The sequence below is a fragment of the Limosilactobacillus reuteri subsp. reuteri genome, assembly GCF_000016825.1.
Lineage (GTDB): Bacteria > Bacillota > Bacilli > Lactobacillales > Lactobacillaceae > Limosilactobacillus > Limosilactobacillus reuteri.
The window spans coordinates 750,046-763,390 of record NC_009513.1 but is presented as its reverse complement, the minus strand read 5'-3'; the positions used below and the strand labels follow the sequence as shown (position 1 = coordinate 763,390).

The following is a 13,345-nucleotide window of genomic DNA, read 5'->3' as shown; positions in this document are numbered from 1 at the left end:
GCTCACTCCCACGAGTTATTTACCATAATCTATTGTAGCATGTAACATCGCTACTGGCAAGCAATGAAGCATGTTTTCATTGTTATTCCTTAAAACAAGCTAAGTTGATTTTCGTCAGGCAGCTTATCTAATACATGATTATCGGTGAGGAAATCAATCAGCGTCTGCGAAACCTTCCCGCGCTCTGCCAAATCTTCTTTAGAAAGGAATGGCCGTTCTTCACGTGCGGCAACAATTTGCTTAGCAACGTTTAGTCCTAATCCAGGAACTGCTCGGAATGGTGCAATTAATGAATCACCATCAATCAACCAATCGGAGGCATCTGATTTTTCAATATCAACCATCTTAAATTTGAAGCCCCGTTCCAGCATCTCATTAGCTAGTTCAAGGATTGTTAAGAGATTCTTCTCTTTTGCACTAGCATCGTTTCCCTTATCATTGATTTCTTTCATCCGTTGCTTAACCGCATCTTTACCGTGAGACATCGCAACTACATCAAAGTCATCTGCGCGCACAGAGAAGAATGCACAATAATAAACTAACGGGAAGTAAACCTTAAAGTAAGCAATTCGCAGAGCCATCAAAACATAAGCAGCCGCGTGCGCCCGCGGGAACATGTACTTGATCTTCAAACATGAATCCATATACCATTGTGGAACATTAGCTTCATGCATCTTTTCTTGCCACTCGTCTGGAATTCCGCGACCTTTCCGTACGTGTTCCATAATTTGGAAAGAAATTTCTGAGTCCATTCCATAGTGGATTAAGTCGGTCATGATGTTATCACGACAACCAATCACATTAGCGATAGTGGCAATTCCCTGTTTGATTAGTTCCTGGGCATTATCTAGCCACACCCCAGTTCCATGTGAAAGACCAGAAATTTGTAGTAATTGCGAGTAGTTTTTCGGATGAGTATCCTCCAGCATTCCCCGGACAAATCGCGTCCCGAATTCCGGCAATCCTAGTGTACCAGTTTTACTTTGAATTTGTTCTTCAGTTACACCCAATACCTTAGGACTAGAGAATAAGGCCATCACCCCTGGATCATCCATTGGAATCGATTGAGGATCAATTCCTGATAGGTCTTGTAAGGCACGAATCATCGTTGGATCATCATGCCCCAAAATATCCATTTTAAGAATATTATCGTGAATCGAGTGGAAATCAAAGTGAGTTGTTTCCCAGGCAGCTGTTTGGTCATCAGCAGGATACTGTACAGGTGTAAAGTCATAAATATCCATATCATCAGGGACAATAATAATTCCCGCTGGGTGCTGACCAGTAGTTCGCTTAACACCTGTAGCTCCTTTTGCTAAGCGATCCTCCTCTGCCTTTCTAAATTCCTTTTCTGTATCTCGTTCGTAAGCTTTCACATATCCATATGCAGTTTTATCGGCAACCGTACCAATCGTCCCGGCACGGAATACATTTTTTTCACCGAATAAAACTTTCATATAGTTATGGGCAATTGGCTGGTAGTCACCGGAGAAGTTTAAATCAATATCCGGCACCTTATTCCCCTTAAATCCAAGGAAAGTTTGGAATGGAATATCATGACCGTCTTTTACCATTAGAGTGCCACACTTTGGACATTTTTTATCTGGCAAATCGAAACCTGAACTATATTCCCCTTGTGTATAGAAGTGGGTAAATTGACAATTTGGACAACGGTAATGTGGTGGCAACGGGTTAACTTCTGTAATTCCCGAAAGCGTTGCAACCACACTTGAACCAACAGATCCCCGCGAACCTACTAAGTATCCATCTTTATTGGACTTAGCTACTAGTCGTTGGGCAATTAAATAGTGAACAGAGAAACCGTTCTTAACAATACTGTTCAACTCTAATTCAATCCGGTCCTGAACTAGTTGTGGCAAAGGATCACCATACCATTTTCTCGCAGTATTCCATGTCCGATCTTGGATTTCCTGTTCGGCCCCCTTCATATGCGGTGGATAAAGTTTATCTTTTACCGGCCGAATATTGTCATCAATCTCAGCTGCTATCTTATTACTATTTTCCACAACTAATTCGTGGGCTTTTTCTTCACCGAGAAAAGCAAATTCATTTAGCATTTCATCAGTCGTTCTAAAGTGAACTTCTGGACGCTCAGTTCGATTTAACGGGTTTGCACCACCTTGCGAGTTAATCAGGATCTTACGGTAAATTCCATCATGTGGATCAAGGTAATGGACATCTCCAGTGGCAACCACTGTTTTTTCCAACTCATCCCCCAGTTTGACCATATTTTTGAGGATATCTTCGAGGTGACCTTCATCTGCAATCACGTGTTGTTCAAGCAACGGTGCATAGTTTGGCTTAGGCTGAACTTCAATAAAATCATAGTAGCGCGCCTTTTCTAGTGCTTGATCGTAACCCTTCTCCATCATCGCGGTAAATACTTCTCCCGATGAACAAGCAGTTCCCAAAAGCAGTCCTTCACGATATTTCGTCAGCACTGTTCGCGGGATTCGCGGTACCCGGTAAAAATATTCAACGTTTGATAGTGATACTAACTTAAATAAGTTTTTCAAGCCAGCCTGGGTCTGTGCAAAAATCGTTACATGAAAAGGCCGCGCATGACGGTAAGCATTATTTTCTTCCATATGCTTATTTAAATCATCCACATACTTCACATCATAACGGGCTTCAGCATCTTTCAAGAACTTATAAAGCAAGTGTCCTGTAGCTTCCGAATCATAGTTAGCACGGTGGTGATGTTCCAATGCTACCTTAAATTTTTTACTAAGTGTGTTTAATCGGTATCCTCGCATATCAGGATATAAGAATCGCGCCAGTGGTAATGTATCGATTACTGGTTCCGCGATTTTTCCCATTTGATGACGTTCATAGCCAGTATTCATAAAACCCATATCAAATGAAACGTTATGACCAGCAATGATACAGCCCTTACAAAAGTCCTTAAACATCTGAAAAACTTCTTCTTCAGTTTTTGAACCCTGAACCATTTCAGTGGTGATACTAGTTAAATTAGTTGTTTGTTCTGATAACGGGAAACCAGGATCGATGAATTCATCAAAACGTTCTAAGACATTTCCATCTTGCATTTTAACTGCAGATAATTCAATTACCTTATCGTAAATTGCTGATAACCCTGTCGTTTCCACGTCAAAAATGACATAGGTCTGATGAGCGAGTTCTTCATGATTCTCGTTATATACCAATGGAATTCCATCATCAACAACATTAGCTTCCATCCCATATAGCATTTTAATGCCCGTTTTTTGGGCCACGCTAAATGCTTCCGGAAAAGCCTGGACATTCCCATGATCGGTTACCGCAATTGCTGGATGTCCCCACTTATGAGCACGAGTTGCAAGCTCAGTAATCGAATTAGTGGCATCCATCTGACTCATTGTTGTATGCGTATGCAGTTCAACTCGTTTATCATCTTGAGGAGCTTTATCTTGACGCGCTATATGAGTTACTTCATTAACATCATAAGCCGTGATTACCAAGTCTCGCATCCAGGTATCTTCTTGTACAGGTCCGCGAACTTTCAACCACATTCCTGCTTTGATATTGGCAAATTGTGCTTCTTCATCACTGTTACGTGAGAACTTCTTGACAGAAAAAGAAGAAGTATAGTCCGTAATTTCAAACGTTAATAATTGACGACCTGAGCGTAGTTCGCGAATTTCTGCATTAAATACATATCCTTCAACAACTACGGATCGTTCTTCCCCCTCAATGTCTTTCATTTGAATAACATTCTGCTTACTATCAATCATCCGGCCAAGTTGGACTGGGCCATCAGCAGGGGCGACTGGTGCACTTTTCTTTGCTGTCTTCTTTGCGGCCTCATTTTTCTTGATCCGGGCAGCCGCCTTGGCAGCAAGTGCAGCATCGGCCTTCTCGTGTTTAGCCTTTAATTCTTCAATTTTTGCTTGCGAGGCTGACTGGTCAACAAACGGATGAATCCTAAATTTAGGAAATCCTAGCTCTTGGTATGATTTTTCAATCTTATCTAATGCTTTCTGTGCTAGTAAGTCTTTAATTACCTCATTTTCGACAACCAGCGTCACACGCCCATCCTTAACCTCAGGAGCCGTTTGTAAGCAAGCTTGTTGGAGCATTGGTGTATCACTAATTGCCTTATTAATGATGAACTGCCAATAATTAGCTATCTGTGATTCATCAAGTTCTGTCATGGGAGTACTAATCTTTAAACTAACTTTAGCAATATCTTTAAACCCTAGCTGTAAGCTCTGATTGAACTGCGTAAATAGGTCATACGGTAAAGCTTTATTAAAGATTAAGTGAAATTCCCATTGCCGAGACTTTTTATGAACAACAACTGATTGAACTGCGGCATTTCTGAATGCAGAATTGTCTTTTTCTGGAAAGTGAATTTGTTCTAATAGTTTTCCAAATAATTCTTGGCGACTTAATCCCACGTTCTAATCCTCCTACTTAAAAATGTGGTGCGAGTAACGTTACTTATCTTAACATCGCAGCCACATTAGTTTAAATTATTTGTTTTTTTCCTCGTTCAATTGCTTTAGTAAAATTCCCACCGTATTTACTAGCTCTTCCTGTTTAACTTCAACAGTTTCACCAGTTTTACGGATCTTAATTTCAACAATACCATCTTGAGCTTTCTTACCAACAGTAACCCGAATTGGAATACCAATCAAATCTGAATCAGCAAATTTAACCCCTGCTCGTTCTTTCCGGTCATCTACTAATACCTCATAACCAGCTTCAGTTAATTGTTGATCGATCTTATCAGCCATTGCCATTTGATCTTCTTTCTTCGCATTAACCGGAATTACGTGAACATCAAATGGAGCAATACTATCAGGCCAGACAAGACCATTTTCATCAGCATTTTGTTCTGCAACAGCTGACAATAGACGGGTTACACCAATACCGTAACTTCCCATGATTACGTCTGTCAACCGACCATTGCTATCAAGGACTTGGGCACCAAGTTTGCTTGAGTAATGAGTACCCAACTTAAAGATATGACCAATTTCAATTCCGGGAGTAAATTTAAGTGGTTGACCATCAGGAGCAATTTCTCCTTCTTTAACATTCCGGAAGTCACCAAACTGATCAACGCGGAAGTCGCGATCAATATTAGCATTAACATAGTGGTAACCATCTTCATTGGCACCACATGCCATATTAACTAAGACCTTAACATAATTATCAGCAAGAATTTTTACTTCTTCTCCTACTCCTACAGGTCCAAGTGATCCTGGATGAGCATTGAGGTACTTTTCGGCATCTTCTTCTGTAGCTAATTCTAGTTCTTCACAATCAAGAGCATTTATTACCTTTGCTTCATTAACTTCATCGTCGCCACGCATTAATACTAAGACTGGTTGGTATTCATCTTCACTCATTTTAGCAATGTAAAGCATCGATTTAATTACTTGATTAGGGTCAAGATCTAAACTTTCTGCAGCTTCATATACCGTATGAGCACCCGGAGTAGCCTTCTTCTCGATTGGTGCCGGAACTGCTGTTTGTTGTACACCGGTAAATTTACTTTCAGCCTTCTCAATATTGGCAGCGTAATCTCCATCAGTATAAGCGATTATGTCTTCCCCTACTTCAGCTGGTGCAGAGAATTCTTGTGAGTTCTTACCACCCATTGTTCCCGAATCAGCGAGAATAACTTTATAGTTTAAGCCAATCCGATCAAAAATGTTCCGGTAAGCCTTTGCTTGATTATTGTAGGCTTCGTCTAATCCCTCTTGATCTGCTGAGAAGGAGTAACCGTCAAGCATTTCAAATTCTTTTCCACGTAGAATACCGTACCTAGGACGATCTTCATCACGAAACTTATCCTGTAATTGGTAAACTACTAATGGAAGCTTCTTGTACGACTTAATACTATCACGCAATACTTCAGTAAAGGTTTCTTCATGAGTTGGGCCCAAAATAAAGTCACGGTCACGACGATCTTTAAGTTTGAAAAGATTATCACCATAGCTTTCGTAACGACCAGATTCCTTCCATAAATCAGCTGGAAGAAGTCCCGGCATAAGCATTTCAACCGCTCCTGCCTTATCCATTTCGTCACGAATAATATTTTCTACTTTGCGAATAACCCGGTAAGCTAATGGCAAATATGACCATACCCCCGCAGATACTTGGTAAATGTATCCGGCACGAATCATCATCTTATGACTTAAGGCTTCCGCATCACTTGGGGCCTCTTTTTTTGTTGGAATTAATACCTTTGACTGTTTCATTAAAAAATATACTCCTTTGTTTTTTTAATTACCGAATAAAATATCTTTGAATATCGTTCCATGTTACTAGAACCATAAGTGTTAGTAAGATTAGGAAACCAATCATTGTGATAATTCCCTCAGCTTTTTCAGGAATTGGTCGCCGAATGATCGCTTCAACAATATTCAATAACAATTTCCCGCCATCCAATGCTGGAATTGGTAATAAGTTAACAATTCCTAAGTTGATTGATAAGAGGGCTAAGAAATTTAAAACTCCATTGATTCCCAATGAGGTGGCTTGCGATGTCCCAGCATAAATTGCTACCGGTCCACCAAGGTCATTTAAGCTAAACCCATGAGTAACCATGTGGCCAAGAACACTAAAGATTAATGTTCCTGCTTGGATAAATTGCTGCCAACCAAACTTCAGACGCGCAGCTAAACTCTTTTCTTGCTTTTCAACAATTCCAATTTGGCCAACTTTTTGATGACCTCGCTCAACCGCTTTTGGTGTTAGCTTAGTATGATAAGTTTTATTACCACGCTCATACGTTACTGACACTGTCTTATTAGGCTTATTTGAAATATTCGTTGAAAGGTCAGTCCAATTATTTATTTTTTGGTTATTAACCTTAACAATCCGATCGTTTGCTTTTAAGCCCGCTTTGGCAGCTACGGAACCGGCATTCACTTGCCCTAACTGATTGCTATTAGTTGGTACGCCCGTTAAGGTGAAGCCAAGAATGATAAATACCACTAAGGACAAAATGAAATTATTCATCGGACCAGCAAAATTGGTCATCATCCGTGCAGGCAGACTTGCTGAACGAAATTGCACATCACGTGGAGCAATCTGTACCTCGGTTCCGTCTCGCTCAATAATCATTGCATCATGGTCAACACTATATACCTTTAGCTGATCTTCGTCCCCATTGACATATCCTTTTATCCATAAGCCATCTTCTAAATCACAAGCAACTAGTTGAAGGGGGATCCCCTGAAATAAGGTTGTTTTATCACTAGCATTAATACTAATAACTTTATCTTGATCATTTAGTTGAATCGTTAGCGGGGTACCTGGCTTTAACTCATCTTGGTCCTCATCATCAGCCCCAGCTAAACGAACATAACCACCGAGGGGCAAAATTCGAATAGTATAGGTAGTACCATTTTTTCGTCTCCACCAAATTTTTGGACCCATTCCTATTGAAAATTCACGAACCAGAATTCCTGCTCGTTTAGCAAAATAATAATGACCATATTCATGAACAAGGACAAGGATTCCAAAAACAATAATAAATGTAATAATTGTTATTATCAAAAAATCTCTTCCTTACGTTTGATTAAATGATCCCTAATAAATGAAGCATTGGCATAACAATTAGCATACTATCAAACCGATCTAAAATTCCGCCATGGCCTGGAAGAATTTTTCCTGAATCCTTCACACCATAGTAGCGTTTTAATGATGATTCAATTAAGTCACCAAATTGACCGAAGATTGAAAGAATCAAAGTAACGAATATCATTGTTACCCAACCTGCGCCAACAGGGATAAAGTAGCAATAAATAGCCAAAATAATAACAGCCGCTAATGTACCACCAATTGAACCTTCCCAAGTTTTATTAGGACTAATTTTAGGAGCAAGTTTATTTTTACCGAGTTTTCGACCAATTAAATATGCTCCACTATCTGTAATCCAAACGATTAACATTCCATATAATAGCGTTTGGAAATTGATTGCACGAGCAGCAATAAAATAGCGAAATCCCATTCCAATATAGAGCATTGCTAATGTTAAAACCCCAGCATCATCGAAAGTAAAGCGTTGTTTTCGAATAACCGTATGTAATAGAAGTAAAACAACTAAAATATAGAATCCGAACCATCGAGTTGCAACACTAGGCAAGAAGTCAAGCCAGCTATCCGGCAGTATTAATAAAGCAACCCCCAGATAACTGATCAAAGCTTCAAACGAAATTACAAACATTTTTTTCATTACCAATACTTCTGACATTGCAACCATTCCTAAGGCAACGGCTGCAATTGTTAATGGCCAATGACCATATATAATAAGCGGTATAAAGATTGCAAGTGCAATTACCGCGGTCGTTATTCGTGTTTTCAAAACAAAATCCCCTTATTATTTATTGATTTTTTAGCCCACCGAACCGCCGATGACGTCCTTGATAGGCAATTATTGCTGATCGCAATGAATCTTCATCAAAGTCTGGCCAGTGTTCTGGAACAAACTCCAATTCACTATAAGCAATTTGCCACAGCATAAAGTTACTAATCCGCTCTTCGCCACTTGTTCTGATTAACAGGTCAGGATTCGCAAATTGACCCAGTTGTGTTGACATCAAGTACTTACCAAACGAAGCTTCATCAATATCCGCAAGTGCCAAGTTCCCATTTTGAACGTCTTCTGCAATTTTTTTAGCAGCTTGAGTGATCTCATCTCGACTCCCATAATTCAAAGCAAAATTGAGAATCATCCCCGTACAATGGGCTGTATCAGCCATTGCATCTTTAACAGCTTTTTGCGTAGCTTCAGGTAGCTGCGTAATATCTCCCATCACTGTCACCTTAACATTATGTTTGACAAGATCTGGAACAAATGTTGAGAAGAAGCGGACAGGCAACTGCATTAAATAACTTACCTCTGAAGAAGGACGTTTCCAGTTTTCGGTTGAAAAAGCATATAATGATAAGACTTTTACCCCTAATTCACTAGCAGCAATTGTAATCTTTTTTACTGTTTGCATTCCCTGTTTATGACCAGCAACTCGTGGAAGGTGCCGTTTCTGCGCCCACCTACCATTACCGTCCATAATAATTGCGATATGGTTAGGAATACGTTCCATATCAAGTTGCTGATTTATTTCATCATGTTTACTTTTGGAAAACACTAATTGTTCCTCCATTTTTATCATGTACTTAGGATTAATTACAGACATTTATTAAAAATTCACGTCTGCCAATTAATTATAGCTTTTATTATACCAGAGGCAAATTTCGATTTGTCAATCCACAGGAAATTGTTACATAGTTTTATCATAACAATTCAATTTTAGCCAAAATCATAACCACCCGTCAAACGGGTGGTTTGCACATCGGCTATAAGCCGATAATAAAAGCCGGCGTCTCAAGGCGCTGGCTTTCGCTTTGCTCAAGCCAAAATGCTCTGACTACTTTGCCACCGCTTTAAGCGGTGTTTATACTACCTCACTTACCCTTAAAAGGGTCCGAATATTCCACACTTGTTAGCTTATCCATTGCTATATCATGTTTCTCTTGATCTCGGATATACTTCTTTATCGTGGATTCATTTAATCCAACTGTACTCACATAGTAGCCTTCAGCCCAAAAATGTCGGTTCCCATATTTGTATTTTAAGTTTGCATGTCGATCAAACATCATTAATGCACTTTTCCCTTTTAAGTATCCCATAAACTGCGAGACACTTAGTTTCGGCGGAATACTTACTAACAAGTGCACATGATCTGGCATCATATGACCTTCAATTATTTCTACTCCCTTATATTTGCACAACAAACGAATATAATCTCTCAGGTCTCTTCGGTATTGATTGAAGATCGCTTTACGTCTATACTTTGGTATGAATACGATGTGATACTTACATAACCACTTCGTATGGGCTAAGCTATTTAATTTATTAGCCATATTTATATAACCTCTTTTCCCTTATTGACTTTGGCTTGAACACCTACATCTTAAGGCAAAAGAGGCCTTTTTTATATAATTTTTATCGCCCACCCGCATAGCAGGTGATTTTTTGTTTCGTGCACTCGCTCTGCTCGCGCACTCAACTAGGTCTAAAGACATTAATCGAGTAGGAGATAATTGATTAGTTCAATTATCGACCTCTCACACCACCGTACGTACGGTTCCGTATACGGCGGTTCGACAACTTAATCACTTTGAATTGACTGGAGCGTCTTGGACATATTCATAAGTCCGAGTTGTTCCAGTTTTCTATTTGTTAGAGAATAGCTCAAGGTCTTACTGTGTGCAGTTCGCCAGTAGCCCTTGCGGGTACTAGCGAAGACGTATGCATCACGCTGGGACAGCCCCAGCTTCTGTAAGTTAGTTACCTTAGTTTTAAGCTTCTTCCATTGCTTTCAGATATACTGTCTTATTCGGGCCCTCAACCACTTGTCAAGGCGTTGAATAAAGTCAGTTAGTTTCCCAATTGAGTAGTACTGAAGCCATCCACGCATTTTTCGCTGAATTTCTTCAAACATTCTTGTCAGAGATATTCCACGATTACGTTTAGTTAATAACCTCAATGCTTTCTTTACTCGTTGTTGCGATTGTTTTGCTGGACGGGCGTAGGCTCCATTGTGGTCTACACCCAACGAAAAGCCAAGAAACTTTAACCGTAGCGGGCTACCGACTTTGGTTTTATCTGGGTTCACTTTAACTTTCAATCGCTTTTCAAGAAACTGGGTAATGCTTCGCATTACTCGTTCTCCGGCTCGTTGACTTTTAACATAAATGTTACAATCATCCGCATAGCGCACAAAGTGGTGACCACGTCTAGTCAACTCTTTATCCAACTCATTTAGATAGATATTCGCCAGTATTGGTGACAATGGCCCTCCTTGTGGGGTTCCTTTTTCACTCTTAGCGAAAAGCCCATGGTCTAAGACTCCGCTAGTTAGAAACTTACGAATGAGCCTTAGTGTCCATGGGTCATCAATATATTGTTGAAGATACTTAATCATCAAGTCATGATTAACATTATCAAAATAGGCTTTTAGGTCTAAGTCGACAACTCTTCGATAACCTTGATTATAAAGATCTACTACTTTTGCAATAGCGTCGTGAGCCCCACGGTGAGGGCGGAAGCCAAAACTATTATCAGAGAAAACACGCTCAAAGATAGGTGTAAGAATTTGGGCCACAGCTTGTTGAACCATTCGGTCCACCACTGTTGGTATTCCGAGTTTTCTTACTCCACCATTAGGCTTCGGAATTTCTACCCGTTTGACTGGTGCTGGTTTATACTTGCCCTCACGCAAACTAGCGATCAATTCCCTCTTATTTTCTCTGAGATATGGCAGAAGGTCATTGACTGTCATATCGTCAATGCCTGCTGCCCCTTTATTTCTCTTAACTCGCAAATAAGCCTGATTAAGGTTATTGCGGTCCAAGACTAAGTCTTGGATAGTGACACTCATACCTTTACCTTCACCATAATCGGTACTACGCGCCCTTGTGTACTTTCGGTTTTCCAAACCTATCCTCGACAAGCGGTCAGCTTGTTGTTCTGTTTTCTGCGATTGTCGCACCTGATTACATCTCCGATATAAGTTACAAGTTATTGTCGTTCAGTCCTTCATCTGATTACTCAGACTACTATGACCTCGGCTGACTTCTGGCTTACTCAACGCTACATCACTGCACCGCTTGTTTCTGTGGAAATTAAACTTATTCCTCTTGTCGGAAACGTGTAGGCCAGATCTCCCCGGGTAAGGATATTAACTTTCGTACCATGTCACCGGTAGCTTTACTGAAAGTAACTTCGAGTAGTGTTGGACTTTAACTTGTCATGCAGTCTTATCCAGTTAGTTCCAGCCTTATAGCTACTTCTTGTTCATCGGTGCAGTACTTTGCCTTAGACTTCCTTCAGATTCCACCTCACAGTGGACACCCTTGTCCTCAGCTCATGGTTCCGACTACTACGGCCCATAGCGGACTCTCACCGCCTAGCTAATACCCATGCCGGGCGCACATAAAAAGGTTGTGGACTTACGCAAAGTTCACAACCTTTTTAATTCTGAAAACTAGCCTTCCATTAATTCCTTTTCTTTTGCATTTGCAATATCTTCAAGGTTCTTAATTCCAGCATCTGTTTCGTTTTGAACTTTCTTTTCAAGATCATGGAATTCATCATCATTAAAGTCGCCGTTCTTGTTACCCTTCTTTAAGTCATCCATCGCTTCACGACGAACGTTTCGAACTGCAACTTTTGCCTTTTCTAATTCAGCCTTAACGTCTTTTACTAATTCTTTCCGCCGATCTTCGGTTAATTGTGGGATAATTAAGCGAATTGAACTTCCGTCGTTTTGAGGAGTTAATCCTAAATTAGATGCATAGATTGCTTTTTCAATTTCTTCAAGCACGCTCTCATCATAAGGAGTAATTAATAATTGTCGTGCTTCTGGAATTGTGATTGATGCAACTTGATTTAATGGAGTTGGTGCTCCGTAATATTCAACTTTAACAGAATTTAATAAACTTGCATTGGCTTGACCTGCACGAATATCAGCAAGTGTCCGTTGAAGTGCATAACCTGATTTTGCCATTTTCTGTTTGGCATCATTTAAAATTTCTTTTCCTGTAGCCATATTATCAGTCTCCTTCAATTGTTGTACCAACTTCTTGACCAGTTACTACTTTCATAATATTTCCTGATGTGTTCAAGTTGAAGACTACCAATGGGATATGATTGTCCATCGATAGTGAACTAGCAGTAGTATCCATTACATGTAAATTCTTTTCAATGATATCCATATGGGTTAAATGATCAAACTTAGTAGCATCCTTAACTTTATTTGGATCAGCTGAGTAAACACCGTCAACCCCATTTTTACCCATTAAAATGGCATCAGCGTTGATTTCTGCTGCTCGTAATGCGGCAGTAGTATCAGTTGAGAAGTAAGGGCTTCCTGTTCCACCAGCAAAAATAACGATTCGATCTTTCTCTAAATGACGAATAGCTTTCCGCCGAATATATGGTTCAGCAATTTGGCGCATTTCAATTGAAGTTTGTACCCGTGTAGGAACACCAATTGATTCAAGCGCATCTTGAAGTGACAAGGCATTCATAATGGTTGCTAACATTCCAATGTAGTCAGCTTGCGCCCGTTCCATCCCTAATTCAGCACCAGTAACACCACGCCACATGTTACCACCGCCAACAACAATAGCAATTTGAACGCCCAAATCATGAACTTCTTTTAATTCCTTAGCCACATCCTTTAAAACGGGAGGGTTAATCCCAAAACCCTTGTCACCAGCTAATGCTTCTCCACTGAGCTTTAAAATTACTCGCTTGTATTTAATATCTGCCATATGATATCCTCCTTGAATTGGTAAGCTA

Annotated in this window: 8 protein-coding genes and 1 pseudogene; all 9 read right to left on the bottom strand. The window is 40.0% G+C overall.

The features are described from left to right. Positions 1–89 precede the first annotated feature (89 nt). The gene (locus tag LREU_RS03730; RefSeq protein WP_003668188.1) at positions 90–4,421 is read right to left on the bottom strand and encodes a PolC-type DNA polymerase III; all 4,332 of its coding nucleotides are present in this window, start codon (positions 4,419–4,421) and stop codon (positions 90–92) included. A gap of 75 nt (positions 4,422–4,496) precedes the next feature. Continuing rightward, entirely contained in the window at positions 4,497–6,230 is a 1,734-nt protein-coding gene (locus tag LREU_RS03725) for a proline--tRNA ligase (protein WP_003668190.1), read from the bottom strand. A gap of 28 nt (positions 6,231–6,258) precedes the next feature. Then, entirely contained in the window at positions 6,259–7,533 is a 1,275-nt protein-coding gene (rseP, locus tag LREU_RS03720; protein WP_003668192.1) for an RIP metalloprotease RseP, read from the bottom strand. 22 nt (positions 7,534–7,555) lie between these two features. Then, positions 7,556–8,341: a phosphatidate cytidylyltransferase gene (locus LREU_RS03715; protein ID WP_003665791.1), complete on the bottom strand. Its 786-nt coding sequence runs from the start codon at positions 8,339–8,341 to the stop codon at positions 7,556–7,558. A gap of 19 nt (positions 8,342–8,360) precedes the next feature. After that, complete coding sequence (locus LREU_RS03710; RefSeq protein ID WP_012390531.1) at positions 8,361–9,140, bottom strand: undecaprenyl pyrophosphate synthase; 780 nt, start codon at positions 9,138–9,140, stop codon at positions 8,361–8,363. 301 nt (positions 9,141–9,441) lie between these two features. Next, entirely contained in the window at positions 9,442–9,900 is a 459-nt protein-coding gene (tnpA, locus tag LREU_RS03705; protein ID WP_003664118.1) for an IS200/IS605 family transposase, read from the bottom strand. Between the two features lie 248 nt (positions 9,901–10,148). Beyond that, a pseudogene (gene ltrA, locus LREU_RS03700) lies at positions 10,149–11,531 on the bottom strand (group II intron reverse transcriptase/maturase). Between the two features lie 495 nt (positions 11,532–12,026). Continuing rightward, positions 12,027–12,590, bottom strand: coding sequence for a ribosome recycling factor (gene frr / locus LREU_RS03695; RefSeq protein ID WP_003668195.1), 564 nt, complete (start codon positions 12,588–12,590; stop codon positions 12,027–12,029). A gap of 4 nt (positions 12,591–12,594) precedes the next feature. Further along, on the bottom strand, positions 12,595–13,317 hold the full coding sequence (gene pyrH / locus LREU_RS03690) for a UMP kinase (RefSeq protein ID WP_003666862.1): 723 nt from the start codon (positions 13,315–13,317) through the stop codon (positions 12,595–12,597). Positions 13,318–13,345: the final 28 nt, after the last annotated feature.

Coding starts and splice junctions, on each gene's coding strand:
- LREU_RS03725 (WP_003668190.1), bottom strand. CDS start 6,230: ATGAAACAGTCAAAGGTATTAATTCCAACAAAAAAAGAGGCCCCAAGT.
- LREU_RS03710 (WP_012390531.1), bottom strand. CDS start 9,140: ATGGAGGAACAATTAGTGTTTTCCAAAAGTAAACATGATGAAATAAAT.
- tnpA (WP_003664118.1), bottom strand. CDS start 9,900: ATGGCTAATAAATTAAATAGCTTAGCCCATACGAAGTGGTTATGTAAG.
- frr (WP_003668195.1), bottom strand. CDS start 12,590: ATGGCTACAGGAAAAGAAATTTTAAATGATGCCAAACAGAAAATGGCA.
- pyrH (WP_003666862.1), bottom strand. CDS start 13,317: ATGGCAGATATTAAATACAAGCGAGTAATTTTAAAGCTCAGTGGAGAA.